This is a genomic window from Gracilibacillus caseinilyticus, assembly GCF_022919115.1.
GTDB classification, from domain to species: Bacteria; Bacillota; Bacilli; order Bacillales; family Amphibacillaceae; genus Gracilibacillus; species Gracilibacillus caseinilyticus.
Map to the genome: position 1 here is coordinate 778,278 of NZ_CP095072.1, position 21,516 is coordinate 799,793.

A 21,516-nucleotide genomic window follows, 5' to 3' on the forward strand; every position below is an offset into this window, starting at 1 on the left:
ACAAAGGTAAAACGACGGTTTTCCGCTAGTTCGCTTTCGATTCTTGCATGGCCTGCCTTAGATTATAAGTGACACACATCGGCTTATTCGTCCATGGATCTCGTGCCACACAAGCATTAATATGGAACACTTCCTGTAGTACGTCACAGCAGACAACTTCTTCCGCATCACCAGCTCGCACAACAGATCCATTCTTCATCGCAATAATGTTGTCGGCAAAACGAGCAGCTTGATTAATATCATGTAACACCATGATGATAGTTCTTCCCGATGTCTTGTTAAGATGCTCTAATAATTCTAATACTTCTAATTGATGAGCCATATCAAGGTATGTAGTCGGCTCATCTAAGAAAATGATCTCTGTCTCCTGTGCAAGTGCCATCGCTATCCATACCCGCTGACGTTGACCACCGGATAAGGAATCTACCGTTTCGTATTTATAAGCAATCGTATTCGTTGCTTCCAGCGCCCAATTGATGACTTCATGGTCTTTTTTTGATAGTCTCCCTAACCCTGACTGGTACGGAAACCTGCCATAGGAAACAAGTTCGCCAACGGTTAAGCCATTGGTAAGCTCTGGAGCTTGTGGCAGGATCGCCATCTTTCGCGCTAATGCCTTCGTATCTTCTTTATCTATCGATTTCCCGTCAAGCATTACACTGCCTGATTGAGGATTTAAAATTCTTGTTAACGCTTTTAATAGCGTTGATTTTCCACAACCGTTTGCACCAATAATGGTAGTAATTTTATGATCCGGTATTTGTATACAGGTATCTTTTACAATTAACTTTTCCCCATATCCGACATTCAACTGTTCAGCCGTTATACGTGTCAAGATAATTTCCTCCCCGCTCACATAAAACTGATAATGATTATCAATTTCGTCTCACTCGATTATAATCGCAATCTTTTTCTTTGTCAATTGCTTGTTATGATTCTATTCTGAAATATCCGATACTTTTCCCTTAGGTCCTTCTTCTTATTTACATCAGATTTACTTTGCCTTAACAATTAATCGGTATACTAGTAATTATATTGGACAAACACCCCATACCTAGTTTCTGTAACTGTTAAATCCTGTTACTGCATCATCTATTGCAATCCGAAATCCTTTGTTACAATGCTGTATAGATCTGCTCAGGCAGTTGAAGTAGCTCCCGTTGCGGTAAAACTAGGAATTGAAGTAGCCATGGTCGACGACACGATAATTATCCATGAAGTAATCGGTGAAATGTTGGAAATGCTTGATCCTAGTAAGTTCTAGAAGAAGGTTTACCAATAGATTTAGCTTCTCGTTAGATGACGAGAAGCTTTTTTATTGTCTGTTACAATAATAGATGATACGTTATGTTAATAGATGAAAAATCGAATCCGTCGAAAGAAGGTCACTTTCATGTTAGAGTTCTTTCAAGATTTTAACCCAGTGATGCAAGCTTTAATCGCCACTTTATTCACATGGGGGATGACAGCTTTAGGGGCTACGCTTGTTTTCGCCACAAAAACCATTAATCAAAAATTACTGGATAGTATGTTAGGATTTGCTGGCGGGGTCATGATTGCTGCCAGCTATTGGTCACTGCTTGCTCCGGCAATCGAATCGTCAAAAGATAACGCCATAGGTGACTGGTTCCCTGCCGCATTTGGCTTTATGCTCGGTGGTGTTTTCTTATGGGGAATCGATAAGATCTTACCCCATCTTCACCCAAATGCAAAGGTTCAAACAGCAGAAGGATTTGCTGCAAAAAGACGAAAAAGAAGTACATTGTTAGTTCTCGCTATTACCTTACATAATATCCCCGAAGGTTTAGCGGTGGGGATTGCTTTCGGTGCACTTGCAAACGGAGGAACAGAAGCCGCATTAGCAGGTGCGATCACACTTGCAATTGGTATCGGTATTCAGAACTTCCCTGAAGGTGTTGCAGTTGCCATGCCTTTACGCGGAGAAGGAATGTCACGAGGAAAAAGCTTTTTCTACGGCCAATTTTCGGGTATGGTAGAGCCGATGGCTGCTGTCGTTGGCGCTTTTGCCGTTTCCTTTTTCGAGCCGTTATTACCATACGCCTTAAGCTTCGCAGCAGGTGCCATGATATTCGTTGTCGCAGAAGAAGTTATCCCAAGCTCTCAGGAGCAAGGCAACAAAGATTTGGCATCGATGAGCTTAATGGTAGGCTTCGTTTTAATGATGATTTTGGACGTGGCATTAGGCTAAGATACTCTAGATACTCTTCTCAAATCCAGAGACATCACATAAACATGTAACCGAGAACGAACAACCACTATATAACGATATGTTGCGCTAGTTACAAGTGTTTCGGAGTAGAAAAATAGTATGCTTCTTTCCATTTTCCACTAATTATCCGATTGAATGACTCAAACGGACAATATACAGTGGAAATCATGTGAAACTGTCCGAGAATTGCACTGTCTAGCATTGCAGTATCGAATAGAAGTGGGGAATTGTCAATCAAGAGACAAAAATCGTATGCAGTAGGGTAGCAATTTAAGTATTACCTTGCTTAACCGTTTAGAAGCAATTCATAGAAGATTAAGTAAAAAGCATTACTTCACAGCATATACAATAAACGTAAAAGCCGAACATATGCGAATGTTATTTACATTCGTGTTATGTTCGGCTTTTGTCGCGACCAGGTTACTTTCATTCCAGGCCTATATTGTTCTTATTATCCGTTTACCGGAACTTGATTTTTTTGAATCCATTTAGTAAAGATAAGACGCACCAACGGACCCATCACGATTAACTGCAGCGGAAATGCGACGACAAAATTCTTCACATAGATGTGCAAATATTCACTGATGATCGATTGATCGTTTACACCACCGCGGATATAGGACATGGCCAAACCAAACATGGACATAAAAAAGACCATTCCGATAATCATGAATAAAGACATGAATAAGACAAAATATATTTTTTTCGATTTATCAAAAGGAAGCGCTAATGTTACCTTCTTCGCTAGTGGTCCTACAATAAATAAATCTAATAAAAGCGCAATGATAAATCCGACAAGTACTTCTCCCAATACGATCGATACGGCTAGATCCTCGACATTGCCTACCATCAGCAAATTATAGGTTGCCATAACTGCAACCATGCCAAAGCACATAATCGTCCCAAAAATGATACTTTCCTTTTTATTTGTTGGCATTCCTTATCATCCTTTCTCTGTTACCGGTGATCAGTATACCAAAATCAAGGAAGCATCATAAGTGAACATTCTGTGAACAAAAAGAAAACGAATAAAACGATACCTGTCTGCTCGCTTTATCCGCTTTCTCATTTGTTATTTACTGAAAAAGGCTTCTGCTTTTTCCAAATATGGCTCTTCTTCTACCGTCATATCATATTCTTCCACAATTGCGTCTACAGGGCATACTGCCACACATGCGCCGCAATCAATACAAATGTCCGGATCAATATAAAACTGATCTTTCCCCTCTTCGATACAGTCAACTGGACAAACAGTCGCACATTCTCCTGCTTTCTCTGTTTCACATGGCCCAGTGATTACAAATGCCATATTGAATACCCCCTTACAATGCAAAAACGTCACTTATCGCCAAGTACTGACAAAAGCCTTCGATTTTGTTCCTGTTTATTTTACCACGTCAAATACTTACTCCGAGAATTTTTTCTCTTTTCTCAAGGTAAGAAAAAAGAGAAAAGATAGCAAAACTACCTTTTCACTTATGGTACATCTCCTATTTTACAGCCTCTTGATATTTCTCTGCAACCACATCCCAATTAATTACATGGAAGAAATTAGCGATGTATTCTGGACGTCGGTTTTGATAATGTAAATAATACGCATGTTCCCAAACATCGATACCTAAAATAGCAGTCTTACCTTCTGAAATAGGGTTATCTTGATTTGGTGTGCTCGTTACTTCCAGTTCTCCATTTCCATTCACTACTAACCAAGCCCAGCCAGAACCAAATCTCGTAGCTGCTGCATTGGAAAATTCCTCTTTAAATTGATCGAAACTACCAAATTTAGCATTAATCGCGTCAGCAAGTGCTCCCTCTGGTAATGTTGCACTTGAACCAGGAGTAATCACTTCCCAGAATAATGTGTGGTTAAAGTGACCGCCACCATTATTTCTTACTGCAGTGCGAATAGAATCAGGTACACTTCCTAAATCTGCTAATAATGCGGCTAAACTTTTGTCCGCTAGCTGCTCTTGCCCTTCGATTGCTGCATTTAATTTATCCACATATGTTTGATGGTGCTTACCGTGATGAATCTCCATTGTTGTTTGATCAATATGCGGCTCTAATGCATCTGTTGCAAATGATAATGCTGGTAATGTAAATTTCCCCATATGTAAAACCTCCTCATTTTTATTTTTATACCTTTGAGTATAAAAAGTTATACTACTAGATTATACGAGACGTTTCTTTTAATCAAATAAAACGCTTTAGAAAATTCGCAATCTTTTTTCTTCTTCCACACTTTATAGTATAATGGATTGTATGATTACTTTTCGGAAACGCAAGCAACTGGTTAGGAGGTAGCCGATGTATTCTCACAAACAAACGACAAAAGATCAGATATTGGAGATACTAAAGAAAGAAAGAAGCTTATCTGTCAATGAAATCATCACCCATATCAACATTACACACATGGCTATTCGAAAACATTTAACCACCTTAGAAAAAGACGGACTCGTTACTTACACCCATGTAAAGAAAGAAATCGGAAGACCATTACAGAAGTATCATTTAACGGATAAAGGCAAACGGCTCTTTCCTAGTAATTATGAAACGATCAGCATGGAATTCTTAAAGGATATCGAAAAAACATACGGAAAAGCTGCCATAACACAGTTGTTTAAAAATCGGGAAGCTAGACAGGCAGATCAATACGGATCACTCCTTACAACTTATACACCAAAAGAAAAAATGCAGCACATGATCAGAATACAGAACGAAAAGGGCTATATGGCGGAATTAAAACAAGAGGATGAACAGCATTTTGAGATGGTGGAGTATAACTGCCCTATTTTTTCCGTTGCCAGAGAATATAAAGTCGCTTGCCAGTGCGAAACGAATATGTTTAAACAAGTATTAGGTACAGAGAGTATCGAACGAACCCAATGTAAGACAGATGGGGATAATCACTGCAAGTTTAAAGTGAGATTTGAGGAACAATCTTCAACCGTATGATAATGCGGCATTGACTTATCTCTCACAATTATATAAACTAACTGTAACGACTAACGAAAGGGTGAGCCTATAACAATGAAGTTATAATCCTATTTCTCGAAGATATTTTCATAAAGTATGATGTCTGCCAAAGGGTGCAGTCTGTCTTTATGAACAATATACAGAATAGGATTGGTACTTCAAATAGGTCATCTTAAAAACGTGTGTATCAGGATCGCAATACACGTTTATAGCGATATCGACTTTTGTAAGGTAGCCTCCTATTCTGTATGCACAGAATATGGAGGTTTTTCTTAACCTCCTTTAAATAGGAGTGACGTGATGATACTGGAAATAAATGATTTAACGATTTCCGTACAGGCTGATGTTTTAGCAGAAATCGATCATCTTGAAATACACGAAGGCGATCATATTGGATTAATCGGGAAAAACGGGACCGGAAAAACGACGTTATTAAATACACTGATCGGAGAACATACCGCTGATAAAGGAGAAATTAAATCTTATACAAGCATAGAACTTCTGCCACAATTAAAAGCTCAGACCGGAAGAAAAAGCGGTGGTGAAACGACGCAGCAATATATCCAGCAGGCCTTCGCAAATCAGGCTGAACTGTTACTGGCAGATGAGCCAACCACCCATTTGGATACAAAGCACATCGAATGGGTAGAAAAAACATTACGCTATTGGAAAGGTGCATTTGTAGTCGTCTCGCATGACAGAGCCTTTCTCGACAAAGTCTGTAATAAGATTTGGGAAATCGATCAGGAAAAAATCCAAGAATTTAAAGGCAACTACCAGCAATACAAAGAACAGAAAGACTTAGAAGTGCAGCAACAGCAGCTCGCCTGTCAAAAATACCAAGACAAGAAACAACAATTGGAAAAAGCAATAACACTAAAATCAGAAAAAGCAACTCGTGCAACAAAAAAGCCGAAAAATGTTAGTACTTCTGAAGCGAGTATAACGGGGGCGAAACCTTACTTTGCTAAAAAACAGAAAAAAATGCAGCAAACCGCGAAAGCATTGGAAACGCGACTAGAAAAACTGGAAAAAGTCGAGAAGCCATTTGATGAAAAACCGCTAAGAATGACCTTACCCAATCAGCACAAATTAGCTCATAAAGTGTTGATACAAGTAGACAATCTTAATGGTTCGATCGGGAACCGTGTCCTCTGGAACAAAGCTAATTTTCAAGTAAAACATGGGGATAAAGTAGCCATCACAGGAATGAATGGCAGTGGTAAAACAACTTTATTACAAAAATTGCTGTCAAATGAAGATGGCGTACAGATTTCAGCAGCTTGCCAGATCGCTTATTTCAAACAAGACCTGTCTTTGTTAAATGCGGAAAAAAGCATTTTAGAAAATGTAAAAGAAGGATCGCCGCAAGATGAAACCATGATTCGCACCGTGTTAGCACGCCTGCATTTCTATCGTGATGACGTCCATAAAAAAGTGCATGTACTCAGTGGCGGTGAACGAGTAAAAGTTACGTTAGCCAAGATTTTTCTAAGTGACAGCAACACATTAATACTGGATGAACCCACCAACTTTTTAGATATTCAAGCAATGGAAGCATTGGAACGGCTGCTGATTGAATATGAAGGAACACTTCTGTTTGTTTCCCACGATCGTCGTTTTGTTGAAAAAATTGCGACAAGGACAATTGCAATCAAGGACAAACAAGTGCAAGATGGCGGCCGAGCGTCGCAAGATTTTCAAAAGCAACCAAATCCCTCAGATGAAACAAAAGACAAGCATGATCAACTGTTAGCGATCGAAACGAGAATTACCGATGTCTTAAGCAGATTAAGTATAGAACCTACACAAGAATTAGAAGAGGAGTTTCAACAATTATTGAAAACCAAACAAAAACTGGAAGGATAACGGAGTTGGCGTATCGTTAGCAGCGATTGGATACATTATAATAAAGGGAATAAAACCGCATGAAGTTTTATCTTCATGCGGTTCTTATGACTTGACTACTTAGCTTTTATTCTTGTTATACACATCAAATCCAACTGCAATAAGTAAAACCATCCCTTTAATCGCCTGTTGCCAATCAATACCAATACCGATTAGCGACATACCATTGTTCATGACCCCCATTACGAGACCACCGACAATTGCTCCAATTACGGTACCAACACCACCAGCCATGGATGCACCACCGATAAATACGGCTGCGATGGCATCAAGCTCTAACATATCACCTGCCGCCGGCGTCGCCGAGTTAAGACGTGCAGCAAACATCAAGCCTGCTAATGCTGCTAAAACACCGTTATTCACAAATACCCAGAACACCACGCGTTTAGTTTTAATACCAGATAAATCTGCCGCTTTTTTGTTACCACCTGTCGCATAAATATGTCGACCCATTACCGTGTTTTTCATGACGAAGGTATAAATAATAATGAGAACCAGCACAATAATCAGAACAGTTGGTATCCCTTTGTTTAACGCTAACTGATAAGCGAACCAGTTAATCGCTAGCAATAACAATGCAATCTTGGCAACACTCACCCATAAAGGCGCTACTTCAAAGTTGTACTGTAATTGTGTTTTCCTTTTGGTAAACTCTAAATAAATAAGAACAAGTGATAACGCAACAGATAAAACCATTGTAAAAATATGAAAATCTCCACCACCGAACAAATCCGGCACAAATCCACTACTTATTTTTTGAAAAGAATCTGGAAATGGTGCTAATGATTGACCATCTAGCAACCATAACGTTAAACCACGGAAGATTAACATACCTGCTAGTGTTACGATAAATGACGGTATGCCTACATACGATATCCAGAAGCCTTGCCATACACCAATCAGCGCACCTGCCGCGATCGCAATTACAACTGCAAGCCATACCGGAACATCCATATTGATAATGAGGACACCTGCAATCGCTCCAATAAAGGCTACAATCGATCCCACCGAAAGGTCAATATTACCTGTGATAATGACTAACACCATACCAACTGCTAATACGAGGATAAAACCATTTTGCAGTATCAAGTTGGTTAAATTTAACGGCTTTAAGTTGATCCCTTCTGTTAAAATAAAAAAGAGTCCCGTAATTAAAACAAGTGCTATAATCATGCCGTATTCTCTAATATTATTTCGAAACAAATTAAGTAACGTTTGCATCGTTTGTCCCCCCACTTCCAGTCATATAGCGCATGACGTGTTCTTGATCTGCTTCTTCTTTTTGCAGCTCGCCAGTTAATCGTCCTTCATTCATCACATATATCCGATCTGATAAGCCTAATACTTCCGGCAATTCTGAAGATATCACAAGTACTGCCAGTCCTTGTTGTGCCAATTCGTTTATTTGCGTATAAATTTCAAATTTCGCCCCTACATCGATACCTCGTGTTGGTTCATCCAAGATCAGAATTTCCGGCTCCGTAAAGATCCATTTACTTAAAACCACTTTTTGCTGATTTCCACCACTTAAATTACCTGCTAATTGCTCTAATGACGGTGTTTTAATATTTAGTTTTTTCCGCAATACTTGTGCTTCGACAATTTCTTTGTTTTCATCAATAACTGATGATCTCGAAATTCGCTCAAGATTCGATAACGTGATATTACGCTTGATATCATCTATTAAATTTAAGCCATAGGTCTTGCGATCCTCCGATACATAAGCAATCCCATTTTCAATAGCTTGTGAGACTGTATTGGCTTCTATTTGTTTTCCATTTTTATATAATTCGCCTGATATCCGTTTCCCATAGGACTTGCCAAAAATGCTCATCGCTAACTCTGTTCGGCCTGCACCCATTAATCCGGCAATACCGACAATTTCACCTTTTTTAATGTGAAAGTTGGCATTATCTATCATTTTACGATCATGTTGTTGCGGATGATAAACGTTCCAATTCTTTACCTCCAGCAATGTGTCGCCGATTCTTGGCTGGCGATCAGGGAATCTGCTCGTTAATTCACGACCAACCATTCCTTTAATGATACGTTCTTCTGATACTTTTTCTTCCTTAGCATTCAAAGTTTCAATGGTCTGGCCATCACGAAGTACCGTAATGGAATCAGAAACATAGGACACTTCATTTAATTTATGAGAGATTAAAATCGAAGCAATGCCTTGCTCTTTCAGTTCCAGTAATAAATTTAATAGGTTCTCACTATCCGTTTCATTTAACGCCGCTGTTGGTTCATCCAGGATCAGCAGTTTTACATTTTTAGATAAGGCTTTGGCAATCTCTACTAATTGCTGTTTTCCTACCCCGATATCCATAACCGCTGTTTCTGGGGAATCCTTTAATCCTACTCGATCCAGTAATTTTTTCGATTCAGAAAATGTGTCCTGCCATTTAATAATTTTATTCGATTGCCGTTCATTCCCTAGAAAAATATTCTCTGCTATGGACAGATAAGGACTTAACGCTAACTCCTGGTGAATAATAACAATACCTAAATTCTCACTTTGCTTGATGTTTTTAAAATGGCATTCCGATCCCTCAAAAAAGATCGATCCGTCATAACTGCCAGCTGGATAGACACCACTCAACACCTTCATTAAAGTGGATTTTCCAGCACCATTTTCGCCTACAAGCGCATGAATTTCCCCTTGTTGCACTTGTAAATTCACATTATCTAAAGCCTTCACACCTGGGAAGGTTTTCGTAATGTTTTTCATTTCCAAAATATAGTCAGACATACTTTCACCACCTTGATGGAATGAATTTAGTGGTGACCATTGACCACCACTAAATTCTGCTTTGAAAAACTTGGCTTATCGCCAAGTACTGGCAAAAGCCTTAGTTTTCATATACTTCGTACGCTAAAATATTATGCTTTCCTAACATATAAAAAATTTGCTTATTCTAATTCGTCCTCTGAGTAATAGCCACTGTCAATAACCACTTCTTGATAGTTATCAATATCTACAGATACTGGTTCTACCAGATAAGTTGGCACTACTTTCACACCGTTATCATACGTTTCCGTATCATTTACTTCCGCTTCCTCATCATTTAAGACAGATTCTGTCATATCAACAGCTACTGCTGCTAAGTCACGAGTATCCTTGAATACTGTTTGTGTTTGTTCACCTGCAATAATTGATTTAATAGAAGCTAGCTCTGCGTCCTGACCAGAGATTACTGGTAATGTTAAATCTCCTGAACCGTAACCTACACCTTTAAGTGCCTGAATCACGCCACGGCTGATGCCATCATATGGAGAAAGAACGGCATCTACTGTTTCGCCACCGGAATAAGCACTACTTAAAATGTTTTCCATACGAGATTTCGCAGTGTTTCCATCCCAACGCATGGTTGCCGCTTGTTCAAAATCAGTTTGATCACTTTGCACGACTAATTTACCTTCATCGATATATGGCTGAAGTACACTCATTGCACCATCCCAGAAGAAATATGCGTTATTATCATCTGGAGAACCACCGAATAATTCGATGTTAAAAGGTCCTTCCGCATTCGCTAAATCCAGTGCTTCCTCAATGTAAGTAGCCTGTAATACACCTACTTGGAAGTTATCAAACGTTGCATAGTATGTTACATGTTCACTTTCCATAATTAAACGGTCATAAGCGATTACCGGAATATCCTGCTCGTTGGCTTTTTCTAATACGTTTGTAAGAGCTGTACCGTCAATTGATGCAACGACTAATGCATCTGCCCCTTTGACAATCATGTTCTCAATTTGTTCGATTTGTTTATCTACATCATCTTCTGCATACTGTAAATCTGTTTCATAACCTAATGCCTCTAATTGTTCTACCATGTTATTACCGTCATCTACCCAGCGTTGAGATGATTTGGTTGGCATTGCAACCCCGATCAGTTGATCTTTAGAAGCAGATCCGCCACCATCATCTGATCCACTAGAGGTGTCATCGCCGCCACATGCAGCTAAAAATAAAATAAGACCAAAAAGTACTGCGAGCAAACTAAACTTTTTCATTTTGGAACCCCTTTCAATTTGTTGTTTTCTTTACCTTACCTGCTTAATAATTTATCACAATTACTTCTGTAAGCCTTTACATTATTTTAAACAGTTTTTTTAAAAATTTAATCTAATTGTAATCAGGGTGAAATAAATCCTGTTTAATGGGGAGGGGTTTCTGTTAATGAATGCAACTAGTGGATGGTACATGTTTTTCAATCGGTTAGTCAAGGAAGAGAATACAAAAAACCGGTTTTATTTAGAAAACCGGCGACACAGTTAATGATTCATAAGGAACATCATGAAACGTATTAAAAAATGAGGAATTTGGCTGAATGAGTAATTATTTCACCACAGAGGATACTTCTCACAACCCGATAAGTGCAATAAGAAGTACAAAATAAACCAAAAACTTTTTACTGTTTCTCATAAAAAGTCGCCTCCACCAAAAAATTATATCTTTTCAATGGAAGTATACGCCTATACTCTGTTTAATATCGGCGGTATTTCCTCCTTATCCACCATTACCTCAATCACCGTTGGACCATGAAGGTTTTCTAATGCCTGATGAATCGAACAATGTATATCTTCCGCCTTTCTACAAGTGAAAGCAGCAGCACCAAGCGACTCTGCAAATTGTTGAACATCTAATCCCTTGTGATAAGAAGCACCTATGGAATGTCCCAACATCTTCTCCATTCCTTTATCTACCATATCAAGCGCATAGTTATTAAAAACAATAAAAAGGACAGCTAAGTTCTGATCGACAGCAGTTGCAATCTCCATACCGTGCATAAATGTACAACCATCGCCAGTCAGGCATATAATTGGTGTTTCTGGTGATGCTAACTTTGCACCAATAGCATAGCCAATTGCATGTCCCATCGCTCCAAACACATCATCAAAGAAGAATGTTCCCGGCTGATAGATGTCATAGTGTTTAATAGCATAAAAAGTGTGGCTGCCATCATCTCCAAACAAAATGGTGTCTTTAGGTAGGTGTTTCCGTAACTCTTTTATCGCTATTTCTGCTGATAAGTATTTTCCATTCTCCTGAAAATCAGCGGTACTTCCCCTATGATCCTCCAATAGCTTTCTTTCTGATATGATGACTTCATTAACTTTAGATTGCTGATTTAATTCAATAAGATTGGCTTTTATATCCCCTTGAACATATAAAGCAGGAACCGGAAGGGATTTTTGTACAAAGGTTGGGTCTACATCGAATTGGATAAGGTGTTCCGGATAGAGCACTTCCGAAAAACCAGCTAAGGACATATCACTTAACTTGCTGCCCACCACAATCATTTGGTCGATTCCTTTTTCAAGATATGTCGTCGCTTTTTCATCACCTCCCAAACCAAATGCCCCTAAAGATAAAGGATGATTCGTAGGGAAAGATCCTTTTCCGCCAGGAGTAGTCATCACAGGGATTTGCCATGCTTCTGCAAAACACCTTATTTCTTCGTAAGCATTAGATATGTGAACCCCTTTTCCTAATAATAAAACTGGTTGTTTTGCTTTATTGAGTGAAGAGACCACATCGTCCAACTGATTAGATACAAAAGTGGTGGGAAGTCGTGGTGTATTTACTGTAAACGAAGGAATTTCCTCTTGGAGTACATCCATCGGTATCGAAAGATGAACGGGACCCTTTATCCCTATTGTTGCTTTTTCGATTGCATGTTTAAGAAACATTTCCATCTGGTCCCCTCTATCTACACGTGCACTAAACAAAGTGACAGCTTCAAACATTTTGACTAGATCTGTACCGAACATTGATGAGTCTTGTCCCTGCGGCTTCCCTGTATCCTTCGCTGATGGATGCCCTGTTATAAATAAAGTTGGAGCATGATACGCTTTCGCTTGACCAGCAGCGGTTAATAAATTCGTACCACCCGGACCAGATGTTCCGAGGGCTACACCCAGTCCTTTATTGAAGGAATAACCAGCCGCTGCAAAACCTCCACCAGATTCATGTCTAGTGAGAACAAATTGTAGATCCTGAGATTCCAATTCAGCTAAGAGTGGGACTAACGGTTTTCCCGGTATTCCAAATACATGGGAGACTCCCAAATGTTTCAGATTTTCAACCAATACTGTAGAAACTTTTTTCATTTCAGATGCCCCTTCGTAATTAATTTAATGGAAGTACAAGATTGATCTTCGTCCCTTGTCCTTTCTCGGAATCTATCTTAATTCTTCCATTGTGTGAATGAATTATATCAAAACATATAGGTAATCCCATTCCTAAACCACTTTCCTTTGTCGTAAAGAAAGGTGTACCTAAACTATCTACTTGTTCTTCCGTCATGCCTTCTCCATTATCTTTGATCATAATATAAATTTCTTTACTTTTCATGTCTGTTTTTAATTGGATATGAATGTTACCTCCACTGGAAATTGCCTCCAATGCATTCTTAATAAAATTGATAAGTACTTGTTTAATTTTAGCTTTGTCAATGTATGCATTGGTATGACTATTCGTAAGTTCAACGTAAATTTCCACATTATGAAGGCGAGCATTACTATTCATTAACTCGACTGTATCCGTAACTAATTCGTTCAAATTACAATGTTCCCGATCCAAAATGGTGGGTTTGCCCAAAGAAACAAACTGATTGACTAAGTTTTTCATTCTTTCTAACTCAGCTGTAATGATTTCCAAGTATTTATTTTGATGATTGTTCTCTTTCAATAACTGTGTCAAACCTATTATCGATGTTAAGGGATTTCTTATTTCATGTGCTAATCCCGCACCTAGCTTACCAATCGCCGATAATTTCTCGGATTCTATAAGTTTCTGCTGCAGTTCATGGTATTGGGTCATGTCTCTAAATTGGGCAAAGGTTCCGATCATTTGTTGCTCGTCAAATAATGGTAACACATCGAGTAGCAGGGTCTTTGTGTCGTCACTGTCGACTATGGAGAATGAAAATTCAGCATTTTCTACTTTCTCCCTCGTTTCGATAACATGATAAATGTATTCTGCGATTTCGCTAATCCTATCGATCCCATTAGCTAGTAACGATTCTTTTGGAATACCAGTTATGTCTTCAGCACTTGCATTAAATTCCAGCAGTTCTCCCTCGCTGTCCGTCATAAGGATTCCAAGAGGAGTTGCATCTACCAGCACTTGATTCAATAAGTCCAGACTGTGATTTTTTTCTTGCAGCTGAATCTCTCTTTCGATAGTATCGACAGCAGAAGACAACAGACCTAGATGAAAATTACTAGCATAATTAACCATTGTCATCATCGATACAGTGCCGACTAAGTTACCGTTGCTAAATGGAGCAGAATAGCAGGCAACATCAGATAAGCAGTAATGAAAGTGATCATTACCAATCAACGCAATCGGCTCCTGATGTCTCAAAGCTAGCGATACCGAATTAGTACCGACATCTTCCTCATCAAACTGCGCACCTAATGATATACCAAGTGAATCTACCATTTGTTTGATACTTTCATCGCCGTAAATCTCCAATACATATCCATCATTATCTGTTGTAATGATTAACGTTGGGATGCCTTCCATATAGTAAATCAATTTCTTCATAAAGTGTCGAACAACACTCAACGCCTTCTGAAACAATTGCATTTTGTATGCTAACTGGTTTTTGCTAATACCTTTATTTAAAACAGGAAAATCATTAGGATTCATCTGGTAGATCTGTTTGCAATTTTGTTTAGATTCACGAATGTAGATATCTAAGTCTCTCATGCATTCCCTCCTTACTGCTGCTAAATGAAAGTATAACGGATTTTTGGCTATTTAGACAGGGGTTGAAAGTTTACTCTTTCATACTTAGTTGTATTTTTTGATGCATGATGATTTTTTCATCTAACTCCTGACTTAATTGTAGAATTTCCCCGCTTGAATATGCATTTGTCTCTTTTCCCAAGGCATATAATTTACTCTGTAATGAACGGATTTCGGATTCCAGCTTTTTAATATCCAAACACAACATCCTAACAATTTACATTTTCTATAAGAATACCATAAGTGAGTAATTCCTTCCTTCTTTTTATTGAAAAAAATAGATTTATCTTATGATGTAATAAATCGTTTCTTTCTATATATCAAACAAAAACAAATCGACTAATCCCTTACGTATCAAGATTAGTCGATTTGTTTTTTAAATTCTAGTATTTATTTTAACGGAGACTTGCAGCAATGAGTAATTTCTCTTCTTAATATATACATAGTTTAGTTTCAAAATGAGGTGTAATTCTCCATGCTGTCATGTTTATTTACGTAGAATTCACCGGTATTGTTGCTAATATGAAACTGATTATTCCAAACAATTGTGAATGGAAAAATGTTATCCTTAGCCGAAAAAAAAACAGGTCATTACATACTTTTAGTCTGTATAACATATTCGGCTCCTTAATCTGTTTATTTCAAATAGTGAAATGTTTATGGAGGATTAGGAAAGCCGTGAAGCATTTGTCATTATTCATACCATGTTATTTTCATACTGTTACTTGTAACACGGTATGGTGATAATTTGTTTTATTTCACTATAAGAGCAGGACAACTCACCCGTTTCATTACTTTGTGACTTACACTACCCAAGACCATTTCCTGAAGAGCATTAAGTCCTCGGCTTCCAATCACAACTAAATCAAATTTATGTTGATTCGCATACTCTACAATTGTCGGACCTGGCTCGCCATGTAAAAAAATTGCCTGATAAGCTACATTTTGTGCTTTCAACTTTTCTTCTATTGGCAGGATTTTTTTCTTTCGGGAAATTCCCAGTTCCTCTTTCCCTTTTGAATGTAAGATATCTGTTTTGGCTTTAGAAAAATCAGCAACATATACAACTTCTATGGAACAGTCCTCTACAAGTGAAGCTAACTTAATCACTTCATCTGCAGCTCTTAAAGAATTTTCAGATCCATCTACCGCTAATAAAATTTTTTCGTACATTCTAACATTCTCCTCACCCTTTGAATTAGTGTGCAGATATTTTTGCATCCCCATTATGGTATACCGCTAATTTATCTACCATTTTCTTACTGGAGGAATTTAAACCTTCTATCTCTACTGCGTTACCTTTTTCACGATATTTCAAAACCACTTTATCAATAGCTCCGACACCAGAATCGTCCCACACATGGGCATTTGAAAAATCGATAATAATCTTTTCATTCGTTTGTTGATAATCAAACGATTCCACAAAATTTTCTACAGATGCAAAAAACAATTGACCTTCTACTTTATAACAGTTTACATCATTTTTAATTTGCTCTTTCACCTTTAAATGGGAAATCTTTGCTACAAAGAAAATAGCACTTAACAGCACTCCAACAATAACTCCTTTAGAAAGGTCATGAGTTGCCACAACTATCCCCACTGTCGCCAGCATGACGACAGCATCTGTCTTAGGTGCCTTGATTATATAAGAGAATGAAGACCAATCAAATGTTCCAATCGAGACCATGATCATAATACCGACTAGCACTGGCATTGGAATTTGAACTACAAGATCTCCGAGTACAATAATTAGAAACATTAGAAACAGACCAGCAATCAAAGTAGATAACCTGCCTCGTCCACCTGATTTTACATTAATAACAGATTGTCCGATCATGGCGCATCCTGCCATACCACCAAAGAATCCTGTCACAATGTTGGCAATTCCCTGTCCGCGTGCTTCTTTATTTTTGTCACTATCTGTTCCGGTCATATCATCGACAATAGATGAAGTAAGCAAGGATTCCAATAATCCTACAATGGCTAAAGCCAACGAATAAGGGAAAATAATCATCAACGTTTCCAATGTGAAAGGAATATTAGGAATAAAGAATTCTGGTAATGATTGCGTGATGGCCCCAAGATCTCCTACTGTTCTTAAATCTGTGTTAGAATAAATAGCAATTGTTGTTAATACAATGATCGCAATCAATGGAGCTGGTATGGTTTTAATAAATCTAGGCAATAAAAAGACAATTAATAATGTAATAGCAACAAAAACATAAGTCATCGTTGAAATACCGATAAAATGTGGGACTTGTGCCATAAAAATCAAGATAGCAAGTGCATTTACAAAACCTATCATAACCGCTCTAGGAATAAACTTCATTACTTTGGCAATTTTAAATACACCAAATAATAACTGTATGACACCCGTTAAAACAGTTGCCGCTAATAGATAATTAAGTCCATATTCCTTTACTAGCGGAACCATTAACAAGGCCATCGCACCTGTCGCAGCAGAAATCATACCAGGTCTTCCACCAACAAAAGCTAAGATTACAGCAATACAAAATGATGCATATAATCCTACCATTGGATCAACTCCAGCAATAATGGAAAAAGCAATTGCTTCAGGAATTAATGCCAAAGCAACAACAATTCCTGCTAGAATATCGCCTCTAATATTAGAGAACCATTGTTTTTTTATGTTTTGTATCATTTTTTCACCTCAAATATCTATTTTGTTTTAACAATTTTAGTAATGTTTTTTCATCCAACAAAAAACATTCTATCACTTACATTCCCAAAAAGTAACCCTTTTTAGGAACTTTTTTAAAGAATTTAAAATGTTATGATGAATAGCACAAAAAAAAATAGGAGTGAGATTGATGATTATTGGCTACATGAGACCATATCATAACGACAATAACTGTGAGTTTCAAAGCATATACTTGTCCGGAATAAATTGCAAGAGGATTTTTACCGAGGAACATTCTTCTGCAAAAAAAAGAGAAAAATTACAAGAAATGATGAACAGTATAGAGGAAGATGACATAGTTGTTGTAACCAAACTGTATATATTAGCTGATTCAACAAGACATTTAATGGAGCTGTTAGAAACGCTAGAAATGAAAGGGGCCTACCTACAATCTATTCAAGAAGGTATTGATACAGGTAATGATAAAGGCATTTATTTTACCGAGATGTTAAAACATTTACTTCATTTTCAAAGTGATTTGATCAGTGAAAGAACAAAAAAAGGACTACACGAAGCGAAAGAAAAAGGAGTTAACTCAGGCAGACCTAGAAAAGCCGATGAGAATGTTAAAAAAGCAATTCGTATGTATCAAAGTAAAAATTATACATTAGCTGAAATAAAAACAAAGACAGGTATCAGTAAATCTACGTTGTATCGGTATTTGGAAAGGTAGCGCATAATTGCATACTAAAGAAGGATGCGATCGGTTTTGGCTCGGTTCTATTATGGGAGTGTAATATAAACTGTGTAAGTAAGAAATGCGTACGGTTTCTTACTCACACAGTTTTTTGTTTGTTAGAATAATAAGTATAAAGCTAAAGGAGTGTTTGAAATGGGGAAACCAAAAAGAGATCCTAACTCCGTAGATTTAGCGAACAAGATTATCGAACAGTATCAACCTGAAACAGTAGAAGACATGCAAAATGCATTAAAAGACATTTTCGGACCAATGTTTGAGACGATGCTAAAAGGCGAAATGGACCATCACCTAGGATACTCCTCCAATGAAAAGGGCCAAAAAAATACGGAAAACCGACGTAATGGATACGGAAAGAAAACGGTCAAAACATCAACTGGAGAAGTGGAACTAGAAGTGCCAAGAGATCGTGACGGCTCCTTCGAACCACAAGTCATTCCCAAACGCCAACGAGATGTCTCAGCTATTGAAAACAAAGTAATTTCCATGTACGCCCGTGGTATGTCTCAAAGAGATATCTCTTCGACTATTGAAGATATTTACGGGTTTTCTGTGTCTCATGAAATGGTGTCTAACATTACGGATCACGTGTTAACAGAATTAGAAGAATGGCAAACCAGACCCTTACAACCGTGTTATCCTTTTGTTTTTGTAGACTGCCTTTATGCCACTATTCGCAATGACTATGAAACGAAGAAATATGCGGTTTATACGATGTTAGGCTACACCATGGAAGGCAAAAAGGAGATACTTGGCTTATGGCTTAATGAAACCGAAAGTAAGCATAAATGGATGCAAATCTTTGATGAGATTAAAACAAGAGGGGTAGAAGATATTTTCTTTCTATCTATCGATGGCGTGAGTGGCTTAGAAGAAGGTGCTCGTGCCATATTCCCGGCATTAACAGTCCAACGTTGTATCGTTCACCTTATTCGAAATTCACTTAAATATGTACCAAGTAAAGACTATAAACCTTTCACAGCTGCTTTACGAAAAGTATATGGAGCATCTAGTCTAAAAGCTTGTCGCAGCGCCTTTGAAACCTTTCAACAACAATGGTCTTCTTATCCTGGAGCCATTGATGTGTGGAAACGTCATTTTTCTCATGTGGAACAGCTTTTTGATTACGGTAGTGCGATTCGCAAAATCATGTATACAACAAATGCCGTAGAAAGTGTTCACTCCAGCTATCGTAAAGTTACCCAAAAAGGAGCATTCCCACACGAGAATGCCCTATTAAAAGTCTTATATTTACGAACAAAAGAACTTGAAAATAAATGGGAAGGTGGCCATATTCAGCAATGGGCCATGGTGATGAACCAGTTATTAATTCATGACCACCTCAAGGATCGTGTATTAAAGTATTTGGAATGACTTACACACTTTTCTTGACAAGCCCTCTATTATTGATTCCGTACTAAAAAAGACCCCTTTTGAACTTTTATGGATCAAAAGGGATCCTTTCTTCTATGGAATGTTAGGCAAATAAAATTAAATTAAAATCTTGAATTATTCCCCTGTTTCTGCAAACCGCTTTATTCTTTCACCAATTTCATCACGTACACGTTGGAATACTTCCCATTTTTCTTCCTCTGTTCCTTCTGCTTTAGCTGGGTCATCAAAACCCCAATGTTCCCGTTTTACGGTTGGTGGTGTAATTGGGCACTTATCTGCAGCATCTCCACATAGTGTTACGGCTAATGTAGCATTATTTAAAAGTTCCGAATCAATAATGTCAGACTTTTGGTCAGAAATATCAATGCCGACTTCATTCATGACTTTCACCGCATTAGGGTTTAATCCGTGTGCTTCAATTCCAGCGCTATAAACTTCCCAGTCGTCCCCAAGATGTTTTTTGGCCCAGCCTTCCGCCATTTGGCTTCGACATGAGTTTCCTGTGCATAAGAAGTAGATTGTTTTTTTAGACATTTAATGAATCTCCTTTTTTTATAGAATGAGTAATGTTACAAATAACCCTACTAATGTGATAAACAGAATAGGAATCGTTAGGATAATTCCTGTCTTAAAATAGGTCCCCCATGATATTTTAACTCCTTTTTGCGATAACACATGGAGCCATAATAAGGTAGCCAACGAACCTATTGGTGTGATTTTTGGACCTAAATCCGAACCAATCACATTGGCATAAATGAGCGCTTCTCTCATCACACCTGAAGTATTAGTTTCTGCAATAGCTATAGCATCAATCATCACAGTAGGCATGTTATTCATGACGGAAGATAATATAGCAGCAATAAAGCCCATCGCAATCGTAGCGATAAATAACCCTTGTTCTGCACTTGCCTGAATAACATTTGCTAATACATCAGTAAGTCCAGCATTTCTCAAACCGAATACGACAACATACATACCAATTGAGAAAAACACGATTTCCCAAGGAGCACCTTTCACAACCGATTTTGTATTTACTGCTTGACTATTCCTAGCCATGATTAAAAAGAAAATAGCGATGAGACCAGCTACAATGGACACTGGTACTTGAATAAACTCACTCACAAAGTAACCAATCAGCAATACTCCAAGTACATACCATGAAAGTCGAAACATTCTGGTATCTTTAATTGCCTCTACCGGTACCTTTAACTGACTAAGGTCATATTTTCTCGGAATACTTTTCCGAAAGTAAATTAATAAGACCACAATCGTTGCTGCCAGCGAGAATAAGTTCGGAATGATCATCCGTGACGCATATTCGACAAATCCGATTCCGAAATAATCTGCTGATACAATATTCACTAAGTTACTGACTACTAATGGTAAAGAAGTTGTATCGGCAATAAATCCACTAGCCATGATAAATGGAAACACCATTTTTTCTTGAAAATCCAAATTGCGAACCATTGCAAGAACAATTGGAGTAAGTATCAATGCCGCTCCATCATTCGCAAAAAAAGCCGCAACAATAGCTCCTAACAAACTGACATAAACGAACATTTTGACGCCATTACCTTGGGCTGCTCTAGCCATGTGCAATGCAGCCCATTCAAAGAATCCGATTTCGTCTAAAATCAAAGAAATAAGTATGATTGCAACAAAGGCAAGCGTCGCGTTCCAAACAATTCCGGTAACTTCTAGGACATCATTAAATCCGACTACTCCTGTCAATAACGCTAAGATGGCTCCGCCACATGCAGACCATCCAATCGATAATCCTTTTGGTTGCCAAATAACTAGTACTAACGTGACCAAGAAAATTACCGATGCAAGTAAAACCATTG

General features: G+C 38.0%; 19 protein-coding genes. 5 read left to right on the forward strand and 14 right to left on the reverse strand.

What is annotated here, in order from left to right; translation table 11 throughout:
• Positions 1-25: 25 nt before the first annotated feature.
• On the reverse strand, positions 26-835 hold the full coding sequence (locus MUN88_RS03760) for an ABC transporter ATP-binding protein (RefSeq protein ID WP_244721008.1): 810 nt from the start codon (positions 833-835) through the stop codon (positions 26-28).
• A 558-nt stretch (positions 836-1,393) separates the two neighbouring features.
• Between MUN88_RS03760 and MUN88_RS03765 the strand changes: the two genes are divergently transcribed.
• On the forward strand, positions 1,394-2,209 hold the full coding sequence (locus MUN88_RS03765) for a ZIP family metal transporter (protein WP_244721011.1): 816 nt from the start codon (positions 1,394-1,396) through the stop codon (positions 2,207-2,209).
• 472 nt (positions 2,210-2,681) lie between these two features.
• Here MUN88_RS03765 and MUN88_RS03770 read toward each other — a convergent pair whose 3' ends face one another.
• The 3 genes from MUN88_RS03770 to MUN88_RS03780 form a co-directional block, all read right to left on the reverse strand.
• The gene (locus MUN88_RS03770; RefSeq protein ID WP_244721026.1) at positions 2,682-3,167 is read right to left on the reverse strand and encodes a DUF2798 domain-containing protein; all 486 of its coding nucleotides are present in this window, start codon (positions 3,165-3,167) and stop codon (positions 2,682-2,684) included.
• A 135-nt stretch (positions 3,168-3,302) separates the two neighbouring features.
• Entirely contained in the window at positions 3,303-3,539 is a 237-nt protein-coding gene (locus MUN88_RS03775) for a ferredoxin family protein (RefSeq protein ID WP_244721029.1), read from the reverse strand.
• Positions 3,540-3,720: 181 nt separating this feature from the next.
• Positions 3,721-4,341 (reverse strand): superoxide dismutase, encoded by a 621-nt coding sequence (locus MUN88_RS03780; RefSeq protein WP_244721032.1) that lies wholly within the window; start codon positions 4,339-4,341, stop codon positions 3,721-3,723.
• A 196-nt stretch (positions 4,342-4,537) separates the two neighbouring features.
• Here MUN88_RS03780 and MUN88_RS03785 point away from each other — a divergent pair, with 196 nt between their 5' ends.
• Both MUN88_RS03785 and MUN88_RS03790 read left to right on the forward strand, forming a co-directional pair.
• On the forward strand, positions 4,538-5,185 hold the full coding sequence (locus tag MUN88_RS03785; protein WP_244721035.1) for a helix-turn-helix transcriptional regulator: 648 nt from the start codon (positions 4,538-4,540) through the stop codon (positions 5,183-5,185).
• Between the two features lie 318 nt (positions 5,186-5,503).
• Positions 5,504-7,075 carry a Vga family ABC-F type ribosomal protection protein gene (locus tag MUN88_RS03790; RefSeq protein ID WP_244721038.1) on the forward strand — a complete coding sequence of 524 codons (1,572 nt, stop codon included), beginning with the start codon at positions 5,504-5,506 and terminating at the stop codon, positions 7,073-7,075.
• Between the two features lie 99 nt (positions 7,076-7,174).
• Here the strand turns inward: MUN88_RS03790 and mmsB are convergent, their stop codons facing one another.
• The 8 genes from mmsB to MUN88_RS03830 all read right to left on the reverse strand — a co-directional run bounded on the left by mmsB (position 7,175) and on the right by MUN88_RS03830 (position 17,541).
• Positions 7,175-8,335: a multiple monosaccharide ABC transporter permease gene (mmsB, locus tag MUN88_RS03795; RefSeq protein WP_244721041.1), complete on the reverse strand. Its 1,161-nt coding sequence runs from the start codon at positions 8,333-8,335 to the stop codon at positions 7,175-7,177.
• On the reverse strand, positions 8,319-9,869 hold the full coding sequence (gene mmsA / locus MUN88_RS03800; protein ID WP_244721044.1) for a multiple monosaccharide ABC transporter ATP-binding protein: 1,551 nt from the start codon (positions 9,867-9,869) through the stop codon (positions 8,319-8,321). The genes mmsB and mmsA overlap by 17 nt, the downstream gene beginning before the upstream one ends.
• A gap of 161 nt (positions 9,870-10,030) precedes the next feature.
• A complete protein-coding gene (gene chvE / locus MUN88_RS03805) occupies positions 10,031-11,134 on the reverse strand; it encodes a multiple monosaccharide ABC transporter substrate-binding protein (RefSeq protein ID WP_244721046.1) in 1,104 nt (367 codons plus the stop codon).
• Between the two features lie 462 nt (positions 11,135-11,596).
• Positions 11,597-13,234: a thiamine pyrophosphate-binding protein gene (locus MUN88_RS03810; protein WP_244721049.1), complete on the reverse strand. Its 1,638-nt coding sequence runs from the start codon at positions 13,232-13,234 to the stop codon at positions 11,597-11,599.
• A gap of 19 nt (positions 13,235-13,253) precedes the next feature.
• Complete coding sequence (locus tag MUN88_RS03815) at positions 13,254-14,840, reverse strand: ATP-binding protein (RefSeq protein WP_244721052.1); 1,587 nt, start codon at positions 14,838-14,840, stop codon at positions 13,254-13,256.
• A 70-nt stretch (positions 14,841-14,910) separates the two neighbouring features.
• Positions 14,911-15,078 carry an aspartyl-phosphate phosphatase Spo0E family protein gene (locus MUN88_RS03820; RefSeq protein ID WP_244721055.1) on the reverse strand — a complete coding sequence of 56 codons (168 nt, stop codon included), beginning with the start codon at positions 15,076-15,078 and terminating at the stop codon, positions 14,911-14,913.
• A 554-nt stretch (positions 15,079-15,632) separates the two neighbouring features.
• Positions 15,633-16,052, reverse strand: a complete 420-nt coding sequence (locus MUN88_RS03825; protein WP_244721058.1) for a universal stress protein — start codon at positions 16,050-16,052, stop codon at positions 15,633-15,635.
• A gap of 25 nt (positions 16,053-16,077) precedes the next feature.
• Entirely contained in the window at positions 16,078-17,541 is a 1,464-nt protein-coding gene (locus MUN88_RS03830; RefSeq protein WP_244721060.1) for a SulP family inorganic anion transporter, read from the reverse strand.
• A 169-nt stretch (positions 17,542-17,710) separates the two neighbouring features.
• On the opposite strand from MUN88_RS03830, the gene MUN88_RS03835 reads away from it, so the two are divergent.
• Together MUN88_RS03835 and MUN88_RS03840 are read left to right on the forward strand one after the other, a co-directional pair.
• Positions 17,711-18,253, forward strand: a complete 543-nt coding sequence (locus MUN88_RS03835; protein ID WP_244721063.1) for a recombinase family protein — start codon at positions 17,711-17,713, stop codon at positions 18,251-18,253.
• Between the two features lie 159 nt (positions 18,254-18,412).
• Positions 18,413-19,651 carry an IS256 family transposase gene (locus tag MUN88_RS03840; RefSeq protein WP_369809927.1) on the forward strand — a complete coding sequence of 413 codons (1,239 nt, stop codon included), beginning with the start codon at positions 18,413-18,415 and terminating at the stop codon, positions 19,649-19,651.
• Between the two features lie 135 nt (positions 19,652-19,786).
• On the opposite strand, the gene arsC is transcribed toward MUN88_RS03840, so the two are convergent.
• Together arsC and MUN88_RS03850 are read right to left on the reverse strand one after the other, a co-directional pair.
• On the reverse strand, positions 19,787-20,206 hold the full coding sequence (gene arsC / locus MUN88_RS03845) for an arsenate reductase (thioredoxin) (RefSeq protein ID WP_244721066.1): 420 nt from the start codon (positions 20,204-20,206) through the stop codon (positions 19,787-19,789).
• An 18-nt stretch (positions 20,207-20,224) separates the two neighbouring features.
• Positions 20,225-21,514: an arsenic transporter gene (locus tag MUN88_RS03850; RefSeq protein WP_244724317.1), complete on the reverse strand. Its 1,290-nt coding sequence runs from the start codon at positions 21,512-21,514 to the stop codon at positions 20,225-20,227.
• Positions 21,515-21,516: the final 2 nt, after the last annotated feature.